The sequence below is a fragment of the Thermoanaerobaculia bacterium genome, assembly GCA_035260525.1.
In the GTDB taxonomy this organism is placed as follows: Bacteria; Acidobacteriota; Thermoanaerobaculia; order UBA5066; family DATFVB01; genus DATFVB01.
Genome location: DATFVB010000272.1, coordinates 1 through 15,579, shown reverse-complemented (window position 1 = coordinate 15,579; position 15,579 = coordinate 1). Strand labels below are relative to the sequence as shown.

Annotated in this window: 15 protein-coding genes; 3 read left to right on the top strand and 12 right to left on the bottom strand. The window is 71.3% G+C overall.

What is annotated here, in order from left to right:
* Positions 1 to 24: 24 nt before the first annotated feature.
* Together VKH46_13155 and VKH46_13150 are read left to right on the top strand one after the other, a co-directional pair.
* Positions 25 to 303 carry a hypothetical protein gene (locus VKH46_13155; protein ID HKB71787.1) on the top strand — a complete coding sequence of 93 codons (279 nt, stop codon included), beginning with the start codon at positions 25 to 27 and terminating at the stop codon, positions 301 to 303.
* 138 nt (positions 304 to 441) lie between these two features.
* Positions 442 to 1,497: a hypothetical protein gene (locus VKH46_13150; protein ID HKB71786.1), complete on the top strand. Its 1,056-nt coding sequence runs from the start codon at positions 442 to 444 to the stop codon at positions 1,495 to 1,497.
* On the opposite strand, the gene VKH46_13145 is transcribed toward VKH46_13150, so the two are convergent.
* Genes VKH46_13145 through pyrR form a run of 5 tightly spaced genes read right to left on the bottom strand, consistent with a single transcriptional unit; the run spans position 1,498 to position 6,311 of the window.
* On the bottom strand, positions 1,498 to 3,138 hold the full coding sequence (locus tag VKH46_13145; GenBank protein HKB71785.1) for a hypothetical protein: 1,641 nt from the start codon (positions 3,136 to 3,138) through the stop codon (positions 1,498 to 1,500).
* A complete protein-coding gene (locus VKH46_13140) occupies positions 3,135 to 3,521 on the bottom strand; it encodes a response regulator (protein HKB71784.1) in 387 nt (128 codons plus the stop codon). Before VKH46_13140 ends, VKH46_13145 begins: the two co-directional genes overlap by 4 nt.
* Positions 3,518 to 4,804 carry a dihydroorotase gene (locus VKH46_13135; GenBank protein ID HKB71783.1) on the bottom strand — a complete coding sequence of 429 codons (1,287 nt, stop codon included), beginning with the start codon at positions 4,802 to 4,804 and terminating at the stop codon, positions 3,518 to 3,520. Before VKH46_13135 ends, VKH46_13140 begins: the two co-directional genes overlap by 4 nt.
* Positions 4,801 to 5,757, bottom strand: a complete 957-nt coding sequence (locus VKH46_13130) for an aspartate carbamoyltransferase catalytic subunit (GenBank protein HKB71782.1) — start codon at positions 5,755 to 5,757, stop codon at positions 4,801 to 4,803. Before VKH46_13130 ends, VKH46_13135 begins: the two co-directional genes overlap by 4 nt.
* Positions 5,754 to 6,311 carry a bifunctional pyr operon transcriptional regulator/uracil phosphoribosyltransferase PyrR gene (pyrR, locus tag VKH46_13125; protein ID HKB71781.1) on the bottom strand — a complete coding sequence of 186 codons (558 nt, stop codon included), beginning with the start codon at positions 6,309 to 6,311 and terminating at the stop codon, positions 5,754 to 5,756. The genes VKH46_13130 and pyrR overlap by 4 nt, the downstream gene beginning before the upstream one ends.
* A gap of 147 nt (positions 6,312 to 6,458) precedes the next feature.
* On the opposite strand from pyrR, the gene queA reads away from it, so the two are divergent.
* On the top strand, positions 6,459 to 7,508 hold the full coding sequence (gene queA / locus VKH46_13120; GenBank protein HKB71780.1) for a tRNA preQ1(34) S-adenosylmethionine ribosyltransferase-isomerase QueA: 1,050 nt from the start codon (positions 6,459 to 6,461) through the stop codon (positions 7,506 to 7,508).
* On the opposite strand, the gene VKH46_13115 is transcribed toward queA, so the two are convergent.
* From VKH46_13115 to VKH46_13085, 7 genes are all read right to left on the bottom strand, one after another.
* Positions 7,456 to 9,396 (bottom strand): S53 family peptidase, encoded by a 1,941-nt coding sequence (locus VKH46_13115; protein HKB71779.1) that lies wholly within the window; start codon positions 9,394 to 9,396, stop codon positions 7,456 to 7,458. The genes queA and VKH46_13115 overlap by 53 nt on opposite strands.
* Positions 9,397 to 9,447: 51 nt before the next feature.
* Positions 9,448 to 10,182 (bottom strand): ABC transporter ATP-binding protein, encoded by a 735-nt coding sequence (locus VKH46_13110; GenBank protein HKB71778.1) that lies wholly within the window; start codon positions 10,180 to 10,182, stop codon positions 9,448 to 9,450.
* A gap of 4 nt (positions 10,183 to 10,186) precedes the next feature.
* Positions 10,187 to 11,308, bottom strand: coding sequence for an efflux RND transporter periplasmic adaptor subunit (locus VKH46_13105; GenBank protein HKB71777.1), 1,122 nt, complete (start codon positions 11,306 to 11,308; stop codon positions 10,187 to 10,189).
* 90 nt (positions 11,309 to 11,398) lie between these two features.
* On the bottom strand, positions 11,399 to 13,108 hold the full coding sequence (locus VKH46_13100) for a TolC family protein (protein ID HKB71776.1): 1,710 nt from the start codon (positions 13,106 to 13,108) through the stop codon (positions 11,399 to 11,401).
* A gap of 29 nt (positions 13,109 to 13,137) precedes the next feature.
* Positions 13,138 to 14,112, bottom strand: coding sequence for an oligopeptide/dipeptide ABC transporter ATP-binding protein (locus VKH46_13095; protein HKB71775.1), 975 nt, complete (start codon positions 14,110 to 14,112; stop codon positions 13,138 to 13,140).
* On the bottom strand, positions 14,109 to 15,077 hold the full coding sequence (locus tag VKH46_13090; GenBank protein ID HKB71774.1) for an ABC transporter ATP-binding protein: 969 nt from the start codon (positions 15,075 to 15,077) through the stop codon (positions 14,109 to 14,111). Before VKH46_13090 ends, VKH46_13095 begins: the two co-directional genes overlap by 4 nt.
* Positions 15,074 to 15,579 (bottom strand): tetratricopeptide repeat protein (locus tag VKH46_13085; protein ID HKB71773.1); only part of this gene is annotated, 506 nt, incomplete at its 5' end. The genes VKH46_13085 and VKH46_13090, both read right to left, overlap by 4 nt.

Here is a 15,579-nt window from a genome sequence, read left to right as displayed (position 1 = left end):
CGGACGCCGTGCGATCATTCTCCCGTGGCGAGCGAACCGAAATCCGCGATCGACGCCGACGCTCTCCTCGACGAACAAAAGCGGCTGCGGCGCCTGCGCCTGATCGTCGATCTCACCGCGAGCGTCCTGTCGCAGGAGCCGTCGCTGTCTCCCGAAAAGGGGCTCGAGATGATCGCTCGCGCGGAGAAGGCAATCGAGGGACTTTTTCCCGGTAGCCACGCGCAGTTCGAGCTGCTCGTCCGTCCGAAACTCCTCCGGATCCTCGAGGAGCGCTTCCCTCCCGATCCGCAGACGATCAATTAGAGGGTGCGCGCAGCGCCCGTGGGGATCGAAAAAAGCATCCACTTTCGTGAGCGCGGAGGACTCTCGCTTCCGGCAGAATTGGCTTATTGATGCAATCACACCCTGACGCGGCATCGTCGGCCGCCGTACCATGGAAGCATGCATCGATGGGCCCTCGCCGCCCTTCTCCTGATCGTCGGGATCCCCGCTCACGCCGGCCGTGGCCGCTGGACTTCGGCCGGCCCACCGGGAATCGTCTACCGCGTCGTCTCCGATCCCGTTCGATCCGGCGTCGTGTATGCCTTGGTCGGGCTCCCCGAATCGCTGTACCGGTCGCTCGACGGGGGGAGATCCTGGTCGCCCGTCGATTCCCCGTGGCCATACTCGTTCGCCGTCGATCCGGTGAATCCCGACGTCCTGTACGCCGGAGGCCTCTCGATTTCACGCAGCGAGAACGCCGGGGAGACGTGGAGTCCGATCGTCCCCGATCTCACGGCGAATTACGTCTCGGCGATCGTCGTCGGGCCGGGGGACCCGGACGTCCTCTCCGTCGAGACCCGGACCCTCGATAGCGGACCGTTCGGCATGGGCGCTTATCGATTCGCGAAGGTCGAGCGGTCGCCCGGTGGCGCGTTCTCCTGGAGCGTCCCCGACCCGGCGTTCACCACCGCCGTCACGGAACTGATCGCCGACGCCTCGAGCCCCGGCACCCTCCTGGCATCGGGCCTGGGCGGCGTGTACCGAACGACCGACTCGGGGGAAACGTGGGCGACGCTTCCGGCGGGAATCCCGGGCGACACATGGGTCGCCGGTGTCGCGATTTCCCGGGAGCCGACTGCCCGGATCTACGCGCCGATCGGTGCCACGACGGTCCCCCTCCACGGGGTGGCCGTGAGCAGCGACGGCGGTGGAATCTGGGAAATCGAAACCGCGGGCCTTCCGGCGGCTCCCCTGCTGTCCGTCGCCGCCGACCCCCGCCATCCCGAGATCGCGTACGTCGGGTCGATCGACGCCGGGATCTTCCGGACCATCGATGGCGGGAAAACATGGCGACCGTTCGACGCGGGACTTTCGTCGCTCACCGTCTATTCGATCGCGTTCGATGCCGCCGGGAACCGGATCTATGCGGGAACGGCGGACGGCGTTTTCGCGATCGACCCCCTGGGCGTCGTACCGACCCCGGGCGTCGAGCCGGCGATCATCCGCCGGCGCTGATCAATCCGGGCGCGTCGAGCCTGCCGGAAGCGGCGTCTTTATGATCTTCCGGAACCCCTCCCGAATCGCCGTCTCGATCGGCCGGCCGAGGATGTTGAAGCTCTTGGCGGCGGCCGCAGCCTCGTGCCCGTCCGAGAAGGCCTTCCACCAGAACATCCCACGGCACCACGTTTCTCCGGAAAGCGCCGCGAAAACCGCCCGAGCGCACCGCGCCGGGTCGGCCGACGAAAACGGCCGGGGCGATTCCTCGTCGTTGGGCGCGAGCCACGCGCCCGCCACGGACGGAAAGCCGACCTCCGTGAGATACACGGGCCTCCCGAGTCGCGCCGCCGCAGCCGCGAGCGGCCGCGCCGCCGCACGAACGCCCGCCGCGAGCTCCGCGTCCGTCGGATCGCCGCGGGAGGAGAGCGGGTCGTAGAAATCGACGCCCACGGCGTCGAGCGCGTCCCAGAACGGCACGGCGCCGACGCCTTTCCCCCAATTGCAGGAGTAGACCAGCGCCGCGCCGGTGGCGGCCCGGACGGCGGCGATCGTCTCGCGCCACTCCCGCTCCCGCCGCTCCGTCGCGCAGAGCTCGACTCCGACGTCGAACACATCGGCGCCCGCCGCCTCGGCGACGACCGCGAATCGCACGAGATACGCGCGGTACTGCCGGAACCACTCCGCCCAATCGGCTTCCGACGTCATCGCGATGTCGCCCGTGAACCCGCGCCAGAGCCAGATCTGCGGCTTGACGAGCGCGGCCATGCCGCGGCGACGGGCGTCGTCGACGGCGCGGAGGATTCCCTCCTCCGTCTCGCCGCGGGGATTCCGGCCGGGAAATCGGAGCTCGGGGGAGCGGGCGTTGCGCTGAAACGCGTACGGAATCACCGACACGGCGTTCGCCCCGTCGCGCTTCAGGCGGTCGAGGGTCTCGGCCGAGCGCCGCGAGAGATACGACCCGCCGACGGAGTTCTCCATGGCGAACGTGATTCCACGCAGCGTCGCCGGCGGAAGCGCGCGCCGCGGCGGCGGCGTGAACGGGCGGCGCGCCGCGGCCGCGAGAGCGCCGCGGATCTCCTCGAGCGGCGGCTCGCCCCCCGCGAGCGCGCTCTCGACCGCCGCTTCCCCTTCGGCGTTCGCCCACGCGTCGAGCGCCGAAGCGGCCGCCCCGACGGCCAGCATCGTCGGCGCGTCCGCCTTCCCTCCCGCACGGCAGAGCTCCTCCGCGTCCGGAAGAGCGCCGGCGGCTCGCAGCATCGCGGCCCACCCGGAGACCGGCCGCCCCCACCAGAGCCCGGTGCGCCACGCCCCCCACGCCGCCAGCAGCACGGGGCGGCGCTCGGCCGCCGGATGCGCCGCGAGGAAACGGGCCGACGCGAGCGCGGGAGACACGAGGTCCACCGAGGCGGGGGCGTCTTTGGCCACGTGCACCTCGACGCGGTGGTGGCGCAGCGCGTAGGTCGCAAACGCAGCATCGCCGTCCTCGGCGGCCTGCTGCTCGACGGCGGCCGAGACCTTCAAAACGATCGGAAGCCCGGCCTGGCCCTTCACGCTCGCGAGGCGGGTGGCGCCGGCGGCGGAGCCCGGAGTCGGGGCGGCCGAAATGATCGCCGCGAGCGCCGCGACGAGCGCGGCCGCGAGAGCCCGCCTCCCGTTCATCTCCTCATGATCGAGTCGAGGATCATCGTGAACGCCTCGCGCTGCTTCGGCTCGGTCTTGTTCATCACCGCGAGGCAGGCGCCCGGCGGGAAGATCGAATGCAGGTCGTCCGCGTCGCGCCCGGAGGTGACGATCACCCGCGATCGCGACACCCCCCGCTCGATCGCGAACTCGAGAAACTTCTTCCCGTCCATGTGCGGCATCTCGAGGTCGACGACCAGCAGGTCGATCGAGCCGTCGATCTTCGAGAGCGCGTTGAGCGGCGTGACGTACGTCTCCACGGCGACCCCGGCGCCGTAGCGCTCGATCAGGATGTCCCGGAACATGGCGCAGGCCGCGTCGGAATCGTCGACGATCACGATCCGCTTCGGCCGGGGCTTCACGGCCGCCGGTAGACTTCTCTTCCGCCGACGTACGTCGCGGCGACGGCGCCGGTCAGCCTCGCGCCGGCGAACGGCGTGTTCCGCGCGCGGGAGCGGAACGCGCGGGGATCCACCTCGACCTCCGCCGAGGGGTCGAAGATCGTGACGTCGGCGACGCCGCTCTCGGCGAGCGTGCCGCCGGGAAGAGAGAAGGTGCGGGCCGGCCCGGACGAGAAGAGCTCGACCATGCGGGCGAGGGTGACCGTGCCGGGGCGGACGAGGCGGTCGTGGAAGAGCGCCGCGGCCGTTTCGAGGCCGATGACGCCGAACGGAGCGGACTCGTAGTCGACCGCCTTCTCGTCGGCGTGATGAGGCGCGTGGTCGGTCGCGACGGCGTCGATCGTCCCGTCCACGAGCCCGGCGTGAAGCGCCTCGACTTCGCGCGCGCCGCGCAGAGGCGGGTTCACCTTCGTGTCGGTCGAGAAGCCGGAACGGGCCACCTCCTCGTCGGTGAGAAAGAGGTGATGCGGCGTGACCTCGCAGGTGACGCGCACCCCGCGCGCCTTCGCCTCGCGGACCAGCGCGACGGAGCGCGCCGTCGAGACGTGGCAGACGTGGAGCCGGCCTCCCGCGAGCTCGCAGAGCGCGATGTCGCGGGCGACCGCGGTCGACTCGGCCTCGCCCGGCTGCGCCGAGAGGCCGAGCCGCGTCGAGACGCGCCCCTCGTTCATCGCGCCGCGTCCGGACAGGCTCCCGTCCTCGGCGTGGGTCGCGACGGGCAGATCGAACAGGGTCGCGTACTCGAGCGCCCGCCGCATGACGGAGCCGTTGGCGACCCAGCGGCCGTCGTCGGAGACCGCGACGGCGCCCGCCTCCTTCATCTCGCCGAATTCCGAGAGCTCTTCGCCGCGCAGACCCTTCGTGATCGCTCCGATCGGATGAACGCGGGAGAACCCGGCCTCGCGGGCCCGGTCGGCGATCCAGCGCGTCACCGTGCGGTGATCGTTGACCGGATCCGTGTTCGCCATCGCGCACACGGCCGCGAAACCGCCCGCCGCCGCCGCCTGCGCCCCGGAGAGGATCGATTCCTTGTACTCGAAGCCCGGCTCGCGAAGATGGACGTGCAGGTCGATGAAACCCGGAAAGACGAGCCGGCCGGCCGCGTCGACGATCTCGGCGCCCGCGGCGTCGAGTCCGGTCCCGATCCCCGCGATCCGCCCTTCCTCGACGAGAAGATCCGCGATCCCGTCGCGCCCCGCGGCAGGATCGACGATGCGGCCGCCCCGGATCAGGATCCGGCTCATGCGTTCTCCTGCCACGCGGCGGGGCTCCCGCCCGCGAGCAGATAAAGGACGGCCATCCGAACCGCCACGCCGTTGGCGACCTGCGACAGGATCACGGAGCGGTCCGCGTCGTCGGCGATCTCCGACGAGATCTCGACGCCCCGGTTCATCGGGCCGGGGTGCATCACGATCGCATCGGGGCGCGCGAGCGCGAGGCGTTCGCGCGTCAGGCCGTACCGCGCGAAATACTCCCGCGACGACGGAAAGGCCATCTTCCCTCCGCGCTCGATCTGGACGCGAAGCATCATCACGACGTCGGCACCCGAGAGCGCCTCTTCGAAATCCGAGGTGGCCGACACGCCCATCGACTCGATGTCGACGGGCATCAGCGTCGGCGGCGCGCAGAGCGTGACCTTCGCCTGGAGCTTCGTCAGGCACCAGACGTTCGAGCGCACGACCCGGGAGTGGGCGATGTCCCCGACGATCGCCACCTTCAGGTTCTCGAAGCGCTTTTTCTTCTGCCGGATCGTCAGCGCGTCGAGGAGCGCCTGCGTCGGGTGTTCGTGCGCGCCGTCCCCGGCGTTGATCACGCGGGTCTTCAGCTGCGACGCGAGGAAATGCGGGACGCCCGGCGACGAGTGCCGGATCACGAGGAAGTCGGGAGACATCGCCTCGAGGTTCTTCGCCGTGTCGAGGAGCGTCTCCCCCTTCTCCACGGAAGTCCCCTGCGCGGCGAAGTTCAGCGTGTCCGCCGAAAGCCACTTCTCCGCCGTCTCGAAGGAGAACCGTGTCCGCGTCGAGGCCTCGAAGAAGAGATTGACGACCATCCGCCCGCGGAGCGCCGGCACCTTCTTGATCTCGCGCTTGCCGATCTCCGCCATCGATTCCGCGGTGTCCAGGATGAGCTCGATCTCCTCCGGATCGAGCGGCTCGATCCCCACGAGATCCTTCGAACGCAGGCCGGCCTTCGTCAAGCCCGCTCCATGATCCAGGTCTCGTCGGCGCCGTCGATCTCCTGGAAGAGCACCTGGATGTGCTCGCGCGACGAGGTGGGCACCCGCTTTCCCACGTAATTGGCCTCGATCGGCAGCTCCCGGTGGCCGCGGTCGACGAGCACCGCGAGCCGGATCGCCTTCGCCCGGCCGTAGTCGGAGAGCCCGTCGAGCGCCGCGCGGATCGTGCGGCCGGTATACAGGACGTCGTCGCACAGGATCACGACCCTCGGCTTGATGTCGAACGTCAGATCCGTCTTCCGAAGGAGCGGCTGGGCCCCCACCGTCGAGAGGTCGTCTCGGTAGAGAGTGATATCGAGCGACCCCGTGGCCGGGCGGATCCCCTCGTTCTTCTCGAGGCATCGCGCGAGGCGTTCGGCGAGCGGAACGCCGCGCGTCCGGATGCCGATCAGGGCGAGCTCCGAAAGGTCGCGCTCGCTCTCGGCGATCTCGTGGGCCATGCGGACGATCGCGCGCTCCATGCGCTCGGCGTCCATGATCTTCGCCTTGCGGACGAGCGGCGGAGACTCGACCATCACGCCCTCTCCCTTCCCGCCGCTCGGCGGTCCGACCCGCGGACGGTCGCCCGCGCGTCGGGCCGGCAAAAAAAATTCCCCGCGCGGGGAATCGATTCGCGACCCGGGATCGGCGGCATCAAAAGGAGAGTCTACTATGATCCGCGCGTGCTTGTCGACCTGTTCGACTACGCGCTGCCGGTCGACGCGATCGCCCAGGAGCCGCGCCCGCGCGGCACGTCGAAGCTCCTCGTCGTGGATCCCGCGAGCGGCGCCATCGAGGACCGGACGTTCGCGGATTTCCCCTCGCAGCTCCGCCCGGGGGACCTCCTCGTGCGCAACGACGCCCGGGTGATCCCGGCGCGGCTGCTCGGTCGACGGGAGGGACGCGCGGTCGAGATCTTCCTGCTCGCCGACGAGGGAAGCGGCGCGTGGACGGCGCTCGCCCGCCCCGGGCGGCGGGCGAAGCCGGGGGATGCGATCGACTTCCCCGAAGGGGAGCGCGCGCGGGTCCTCGAGGTGTTGCCGGACGGGAAGCGCCGGGTGCGGTTCGACCCGCCTCTCACCCCGGAGCGGCTCGCGGCGATCGGGCACGTCCCTCTCCCGCCGTACATCCGGCGCCCCGACGACCCGCGCGACCGCGACTGGTACCAGACCGTCTACGCGCGCTCGGACGGCGCGGTCGCCGCGCCGACGGCCGGACTGCACTTCACCGCCGCCATCCTCGAGGAGATCGCCGTCCGCGGCGTCGAGGTCGCGGACGTGACTCTCCTCGTCGGCTCCGGCACGTTCAAGCCCGTCACGGTCCCGGACGCGGACGCGCACGTCATGGACCGGGAGCGCGTTCGGATCCCGAAGGAGACCGTCGACGCGATCGCCCGCGCGCGCGCGCGCGGGGGCCGGATCGTCGCCGTGGGAACGACCGTGACGCGGGCGCTCGAGGCCTGGGCGCTCGGGGGAGAAACGGATTTCACGACCGACCTTTTCATCCGGCCCGGATTCGAATTCCGCGCCGTCGACGCGCTCCTGACGAACTTCCACCTGCCGAGGTCGACGCTCCTGATGCTCGTCTCGGCGTTCGCGGGACGGGAGCTCGTCCTCGCCGCGTACGCGGAGGCGCTCCGGCGGGGCTACCGCTTCTATTCCTACGGAGACGCGATGTTCGTCACGGGCCGCCGCCCGGCGACCGAACCACCGGCGGAGCCGCCGGCGCGCTGATCGGCGCCACGCGCCCCCGGCTCACCGGCGGGCGCGTCTCCGCCGGGAGGTTCGGCCACGCGCCGGCGATCGCGGCCGCGTCGACCGATCCCACGCCGGTGACGAGGTCGTAGCCGGAAGCGCAGGCGAAGCCGGCGAGCCCGGGCACGTCGTTGTCGCCGGCGATCACGTCGTGGAACACGTCCGGCCCCGAGCCGGCCGCCTGCGCCGCCGCGAGGGGATAGAACGCGCGGTTCGCGTTTCCCTGACGGCCCCCCTTCTTCTGGACGATCAACGCCATGATCCCCGCCATCGCGGGCGAGGAGGCGGAGGTCCCGCCGATCGTCGAGCCGCCCCCGCTGTCGGCCTGGAAAACGAAATAGCCGTCGTGGGTCGCCGCCGAAAGGGAGACGTCGGGAACGTCGCGCTTGCCGTCGGCGGGCACGCCCGGTCCGGCCTGCCAGGAAGGCTTCGCGTAGACGGCGCTGGGTCCTCCTGCCGACGACCAGAGTCCATGTCCGCCGGGAACCACCGCTCCGCTCTCGTTCCACCCCCATTCCGGGATGTAGGAGAGCGCGGAGAGCCCGCTCACCGAGTCGGGTGCGGCGGCCCAGTAGAGAGAGGTCTCGGCGTCGTCGAGCTGCGTCCCTCCGACCGCCACGTCGTACGCCGTCGAAGCGACCCCGTTGACCGCACCTGCGCCGATCGCCGTCGCGCTCCCTCCCCTGTCGCACCCCGCATATCCCGTGTCCCCCGAGGAGACGAAGCTCGTGATCCCCTGCACGGCCGCCTGCTGCCACACGTTCTTGTAGAACGCGAGATTCGCCGAGCCCATGTCGCTCTCGCAGGCGCCAAAGCTCGTGCTCATCACGGCGGCGAGGTTGTGGTCGACGATGTACTGCGCCGAAAGATCGACGCCGTCGGTCGCAAGTGTCGATTTCGAGACGACGAGCGTCACCGTCGCGGCCGGCGCGACTCCGCCCGCCCATTCGACGTCGAGAACCGCCTCCTGCTCTTCGTCCACGCGCCACAACCCGGGATCGGGCCCGTTGACGACGACGACCGGATCCTTCGGCGGAAGCCCGAACCGGCGCCGGAACTCGCGGATGTCGGAGAGCACGATCTGGGAACGGCCGACGATCCCGATCTTCTGCCCCGCTCCGTCGATCCCGGCCGCGTAGAGCGGTTCGAGACCGTAGATCCGGGCGAAGTCTGCGGGAGCGAGGCAGTGCTCGCCGAACGTGAAGTAGTCGGGAGAAGGGCTCTCCGGCGCTCGCGTTCCGGCGCCCGTCGCCGGCGGGAAATCGCCGGCGCGACTCTCCGGCGCGACCCGGTAGGATCGCTTGGGGAAATCGTGGAGGGACGCGATCCCGGTGACGAACGGGGCGAGCCGCGCCGGGACGGAGGGATCGGAGACGTTGGCGTGGTGGACCTCGCCCGCGAGCGTGAAATCATGGATGGGCGCCGCGAAGACGCGGTCGACCTGCGCGGCGGTGCCGCTGAAGTCGATCCATCCCCGTCCCCGGCCGATCTCGTCGACGGAGAAGCCGCTCTGTTGGAGCCAGTCGACGATCCGGCCGAGATCGGCGTCCGAAGGCCCGAACCGCGCTCCGAACTCGTCGGGCGAGAGCCACCGGTGGAAGAGCGGCGACGAGGGATCGTGCTGCGCCTCGAGCAGCGCCTCGAGCTCCGCCTCGGCGCCGGGACGCCGTGCGAGCACGAGGATCATGCGATCCATGGGGAGATCGGGATCGGAGGGACCGGCGTCCTGCGCCGCCGCGATCATCGGCGGGACGTTGCCGCGCAACGTCACTCGCGCGTCGTCCTCCCGCGGAAGGGCGGCGGCCGGAAGAGCGGCGGCCCCGGCGAGGAGGAGGACCGGCCAGCGGAGGATTCGAGAGAAATGCATCCGAAACGACGAGACTAGCGGCGTTTGCCGCCGAAATCAACCGCGAAACGGTCAGGCGGGCGCGTCGGTCCGCGCCGCAGCGGCCGAAGCGGGCGCGCGGTGCTTCGGGTTCTCCCGGTCGTCGACGACCCGGCCGTCGAGAATGCGGACGATGCGGCGCGCGTGCTCGGCGATGTCTTCCTCGTGCGTGACGAGGACGATCGTGTTCCCCCGCCGGTTCAGCGTGTCGAAGAGCGCCATGATGTCGGCGCCGGTCTTCGAATCGAGGTTACCCGTGGGCTCGTCGGCGAGGATGAGGCTCGGCCGGTTGATCAGCGCGCGCGCGACCGCGACGCGCTGCCGCTGCCCGCCCGAGAGCTCGCTCGGCTGGTGGGTCATGCGGTCCGCCAGCCCGACCGCGCGGAGCGCTTCGACGGCGCGCTCGTGGCGCTGCCGCTTCGGGACTCCGCCGTAGACGAGAGGGAGCTCGACCTGCGCGAGCGCGCTCGTGCGCGGAAGGAGGTTGAACGTCTGGAACACGAACCCGATCTCGCGGTTGCGGATCGCGGCGAGCTCGTCGTCGCTCATCCGCGCCACTTCGTGACCGTTCAGGAGGTACGACCCCGCCGTGGGCGTGTCGAGACAGCCGACCAGGTTCATCAGGGTCGATTTCCCCGACCCCGATGGCCCCATGATCGCGACGTACTCTCCCTTGTCGATCGACAGCACGACGCCGCGGAGCGCCTGTACGTCTTCCTGTCCCATGCGGTAGACCTTCGTGATCCCGCTCATCTCGATCAGCGCCATCGGCTCATTCTCCCTTCCGCGTCTCGATGCGGACGTGGTCGCCTTCCTCGAGGCGGGCCACGGCGGAAGCCGGGCCTCCGACGATCGTCTCGCCCTCGCGGAGACCGGACGCGACTTCCGCGAGACGGTCGCCGGCCGCCGCAACCGCGATCGCCCGCCGCCGCACGCGGGCTCCGGCGATCGTCCAGACGAAGGCGCCCGGGGCGGCGCCGGACGGCCGCACGAGGGCGGAGAGCGGCACCGCGAGCACGCCGGCGCGCGGCTCTCCCTCGATGCGGGCCCGAGCGGGCATCCCGGGGCGCAGGGCGGCGGGCGCCGAAGAGAGCGCGATCATCACCGTCAGATACGTCGAACCGCCGCTTTTGTTTGGCGCGGCGACCTCGCGCACGGCGCCCGCGGCCGTGACGCCGGCCGCCGTGACCCGCGCCGGCATCCCGGGCGCGATCGCTCCGGCGGCACCGGCCGGCGCCTCCACGACGGCGCGGAGCGCTCCGGGGTCGGCGATCGCCGCGACCGCCTCGTTCTCCCGGACCGTCTCTCCGGTCCGGACGCGCAGGTCGACGACGTTCCCCGAAACCGGAGCGTCGACGCGCGTCCGCGCGAGCGCTTCGCGCGCCGAAGCCAGCCGCGCGCGGGCGTCGGCGAGCGCCGCCGCCGCCGAGTCGCGCTCCCGGACCGCCTTCTCGACGTCGAGCCGCGCCGCCGCGAGGTACTCGCGCGACGCGAGCCTCTTGCCGACGAGTCCGCGCGCGGCGTCGAGCTTGCGGGATGCCGCTTCGATCGATTCCTCCGCACGCCGCGCGTTCTCCTCCGCGAGCGCCGCGGCGGCGCGCGCCTGTGCCGCCTGCGCCGCGTAAGCCTTGCCGTCGAGCTCGAAGAGCGAATCGCCCGCGCGGACGCGGTCCCCCTCCCGGACGAGCACCTTCGCCACGCGGCCGATCACCCGGGGGAAGACCGGAACGCTCTCCGGCGGCCGGATCTCGCCCGCGGCGGCGACGACGGGACGGACGGTCGTCCGCGAGACGCGCCAGGCTTCGACGGCGGTGCCGCGCCACCGCAGGACGGCCAACAGCATCGCGGCCGCCGCGGCGAGCGCGGCGGCGGCGATCGCGGCCTTCTTCGTCATGCCGGCCGGGAAGCGACGGCCGGCCGTCGCGCCGCGACGGACGGCCGCGCCGGATTCGGCTGGAGGGACGGCCGCGCCGGCCTCACCGGGCTATCGCTTCGGCCGGAGCGACTCGGGATCGGGCGTCGCGATCGATGCGAGCCCCTCCACCTGGACGTCCTTCCAGCCGAGGAGATCGCCGATCGCCCGATGGTACGCGACCATCGCGTCGCGGTACTGCGTGAGGGCCTGGAGCTCCGCGCTCCGCGCCGTCGCGAGGTCGTTCTGGACCGACAGCACTTCGAACGCGGTGACGAGGCCGTTGTCGTACTTCTTCTTCGCCGCGTCGACGTTGCGCTCGGCGAGCTCGCGCGACTTGCCCGCGGCCTCGATCGACTGGCGCGCCGTGTCGATGGCGCGCGCGGCGTTCCGGACCTCCACGGTCACGTTCTGCCGCAGCTGCTCGAGGGAAGCGAGCGACCCTTCGAGCGACCAGCGCGCGACGCCCGCCGCCCCGCGCGCCGTGCGGTTGAAGATCGGCACGGAGAGCGTCACGCCGACCGTCCAGTTGTGGAAATCGCCGTGTCGCACCTGCGAAAACGCGTCGTTCCAGTCGCCCGGGATCACGGCGCCCGTGGGGTTGCCGTTGACGTCGAGGACGTGGTTCGGCCCGCCGAGGCCCGCGTACCCGTATTGCGCGTTGAGATCGAGCTGCGGCAGGAGCTGGTTGCGCGCGAAGTCGTAGTTGATGCGCGCGTTGGCGGCGGAGAAGATCGCGCCGCGGACCTCGGGCCGGTTCTGGAGCGCCTGCTCGACTCCGGCGTTCGTGTCGACCGGGACGGTTTCCACGCGGACCTCGTCGGTCGGGATCACGCGGTCGTCCCAGCGCCCGACGGCGGCGAAATTCAGGAGCCGCTTCAAGCGGTCCTCGGCGTCGCCGACGGCCTGGCTCGCGGTGATGATGTCGAGCTCGCGCTGCGCCACGCCGGCTTCCGTCTGGACGATGTCGATCGGCGCCTGGGAGCCGACGTCGATCTTGATCTTCGTGATCCGGTACAGCTCCTGCGCGAGGTCGCGCGATTCCTTCTTCACCTGGAGGTTCTGCCGCGCGTAGACGAGGTCCCAGTACGCCTGCTCGACGGCCGTGATCGTCGTCTGCACGTTCTGGAGGAAGACCTGGTTGTTGGCCGCCTGGTTGTTCTTCGCGATCCGGATGAAACGCGTCGTCACATCGCGGCCGAAGTTGCGCAGCAGCGGGTGCTTCAGGTTGAGGAAGAGGCTCGAGTCGTACGACGGGTTGATCGTGAAGAACCGGTTGTTCGTGTCGGTCTTCTGGTTGTCGAACCCGAGCGTGAACGTGCCGCCGGTCGGGAGGAGCTGCGAGACGCCGACGTCGCCGACGTAGGTCTTCGTCTGGGTCGACGTGCCGCCGCCGAGCGTCGACGCCTGCGGCGTTTGCTGATCGGCCGCCGAGACGTTGGCGAAGGCGAGCGGATCGAAGATCCCTTTCTGCTGGAGGACGCCGTAGAAGCCCTGCTCATCGCCCGCGATCGAGACCTGGAGATCGACGTTGTTGGCCAGCGCGAGCGCGATCGCATCGCGCAGCGAGAGCTTGACGCCTTCGTCGGTCGCCGCCGGGATCGGCTCCGCGTGCCCCTTGCCGGCCCGCGCCGAGACGGTCACCGAGACGGCCGGGTGCTCCGGAGCGGCCGGAGGGGGAGGCGGCGCCGGAGGAGGCGGCGCGAGAGTCGTCTGTGCCGCGAGGCCGGCCGCGAAGGCCGCCGCGCACGCCGTGATCGTCAGGGCCCTGAGCGTTTTCATCAACTCACACTCCTCGTCGGCGTCGTCCGCTATCCGATTACGCGATCCGCGCCGGAAAGTTTCGTCTTTTCTGCCTGTTCCGCGGGAAAAAAGCAAGCCGCGCGCCGGCCGCCGGGCTCCGGGCGCAGATGCGGCGCCTCGGCGGCGCAGCGGGGCCGCGCCGACGGGCACCGCGGGTGGAAGCGGCATCCCGAAGGGAGATCCAACGCCGGGGGAGGCTCTCCCGCCAGCGCGCGTCCGGCGAGGAGTGCCGCGGAATACGGGTGCCGGGGGCCGGCGAAGAATTCTTCGGCCGGCGCCTCCTCCACGAGCCGGCCCGCATAGAGCACGGCCACCCGGTCGGCGACGCTCCGGATCGCCTCCATGTCGTGCGAGATGAAGAGGTAGGCCACGCCCGTCCGCTCGCGAAGCTCGAGGAGCAGGTTGAGCACGTTCGCCCGCGCCGAGGGATCGAGGGCCGCGACCGGCTCGTCGCACACGACGAGGCGCGGACCCGGCGCGATCGCGCGCGCGATCGCGATTCGCTGCCGTTCTCCCCCGGAGAAGTCCCGGGGACGGCGTTGCGCCGCGGCCGGATCGAGCCCGACCGAGACGAGGAGCTCGCCGACGCGCGCGTCGAGGGCGCGTCCGGACAGCCCGCGGAGCGCGCGAAGCGGCTCGGCGATCGACTCGCCGACGCGGAGCCGCGGGTCGAGCGAGGTCGCCGGATCCTGGAAGACGATCTGAACGTCCTTCCGCGCGCGCCGGAGCGCCTTTCCCGAGAGGGCGAGCCAGTCGACGCCGTCGAGCCGGATCTCGCCGGCGCTCGGCTCTTCGAGGCGGGCGACGATCATCCCGAGCGTCGTCTTGCCGCTTCCCGATTCCCCCGCGACCGCCAGCGTCTCGCCCGGCCCGAGCGTGAACGAGACGTCGTCGAGCGCTTCCGCCCCGCGCCGCGTCCGGAATGCCCCGCCGGAGACGAAAGTCTTCGAGAGCCCCTCGACGCGGAGGATCGGCTCGGTCATGCCGCCTCGGGCGCGTACAGGAAGCAGCGCGCTCGGGAGGCGCCGGCGGGATAGAGCTCCGGCTTCTCTTCCCCGCACCGCCCGAAGACCTGGGGACAGCGGGGCGCGAATGCGCAGCGGGGCGCGGCGCGATCGGCGAGCGCCGGGGGAGCGCCGGGGATCGCGGGAAGGCGCCGGCGCGGCGTCCGCGCCGCCGCCGACGCGGCGAGCGCGGCCGCGTACGGGTGCCGCGGCGTCCGCGCGAAATCCGCGCCCGAGGCTTCCTCGACGATCCTCCCGGCGTAGAGAACCGAGACGCGGTCGCATTCCGCGGCGCGGCGAAGGTCGTGCGTGACGTGCAGGAGCGCGAGGCCGCGCTCCCGGCGCAGCCGGTCGATGAGCGCGACGACCTGCGACGCGAGCGGCGGATCGAGCGCCGCGGTGGGCTCGTCGGCGATCAGCACGCTCGGATCTCCCGCGAGAGCCGCGGCGATCATCACGCGCTGGCGCATCCCGCCGGAGAGCGCATGCGGCGGGTCGTCGAAACGGCGCGCGGCCTCCGCGAGCCCGGCCTCCTGGAGGAGCGCGATCGCTCGGGCGCGCGCCTCTCGCGCGCCCGACGCGCTGTGCCGCCGCACGGCCTCCGCCACCTGCGAGCCGACCGACCGGACGGGATCGAGGGCGTCGAGCGGCTCCTGGAAAACCCACCCGATCGCGCCGCCGCGGCGCGGCGCCATCTCGCGCTCGGGTATCCGCAGCAGGTCGACGCCGTCGAGGAGGACCGCCCCCGCTCGAACCCGCGCGGCGGGGGGAAGGAGGCGCATCACCGCGCGCGCCAGCAGCGTTTTCCCGCCGCCGCTCTCCCCCACGAGGGCCCGCGACTGCCCGGGGGCGAGATCGAACGACACGCCGTCGAGCACCGGAAACGTCCCCCCGCCGGTCTCGAGCACGACCGTCAGGTCCCGCACGGAAAGGGAGGCGGTCACCGTCCCGACGGGCTCTCGAGCGCCTTCACGCGCGCGGAGACGTCGCGGTAGTTCGAGTTCTGCCCGTAGATCTCGAGATAGATCTCGTAGGCGCGCGCGGCATCCCCCCTCTGCTCGAAGACGTCCGCGAGGTCGTATTGGAGTCCCCAGCGCTCCTCGTCGCGGATGCCGGGGCTCTCGAGGCCCTTCTGGAACCACTGGATCGCGAGAGGCGCGAGCCCCTTCTCCATGAAGCAGAGGCCGAGCATGCTGCAGCACTCGACGGAGCGCGCGGGGTCCTTCGCGGCGATCTGGAACTCGCCGATCGCCTCGTCGGTCAGGCCCATCTCCTTGTACGCGATCCCGAGGTTGTAGTGCGTCTCGTAGTCCTCGGGCGAGAGCTGCTGCTCGACGCCGCGCTTGAATTCCCGGAAGATTTCCTCGAGCGAGACCTCCTCGCCGGCCCCCTCGAGCAGCGGCGCCTCCGGCGTCTCCTCCTCCTCGAGCTCCTTCTCCAGCTCGG

Excerpts from the sequence above, each read along its gene's own strand:
- VKH46_13150 (HKB71786.1), top strand. The coding sequence starts at position 442 with ATGCATCGATGGGCCCTCGCCGCCCTTCTCCTGATCGTCGGGATCCCC.
- VKH46_13145 (HKB71785.1), bottom strand. The coding sequence starts at position 3,138 with ATGAACGGGAGGCGGGCTCTCGCGGCCGCGCTCGTCGCGGCGCTCGCG.
- VKH46_13135 (HKB71783.1), bottom strand. The coding sequence starts at position 4,804 with ATGAGCCGGATCCTGATCCGGGGCGGCCGCATCGTCGATCCTGCCGCG.
- pyrR (HKB71781.1), bottom strand. The coding sequence starts at position 6,311 with ATGGTCGAGTCTCCGCCGCTCGTCCGCAAGGCGAAGATCATGGACGCC.
- VKH46_13115 (HKB71779.1), bottom strand. The coding sequence starts at position 9,396 with ATGCATTTCTCTCGAATCCTCCGCTGGCCGGTCCTCCTCCTCGCCGGG.
- VKH46_13110 (HKB71778.1), bottom strand. The coding sequence starts at position 10,182 with ATGGCGCTGATCGAGATGAGCGGGATCACGAAGGTCTACCGCATGGGA.
- VKH46_13105 (HKB71777.1), bottom strand. The coding sequence starts at position 11,308 with ATGACGAAGAAGGCCGCGATCGCCGCCGCCGCGCTCGCCGCGGCGGCC.
- VKH46_13100 (HKB71776.1), bottom strand. The coding sequence starts at position 13,108 with ATGAAAACGCTCAGGGCCCTGACGATCACGGCGTGCGCGGCGGCCTTC.
- VKH46_13095 (HKB71775.1), bottom strand. The coding sequence starts at position 14,112 with ATGACCGAGCCGATCCTCCGCGTCGAGGGGCTCTCGAAGACTTTCGTC.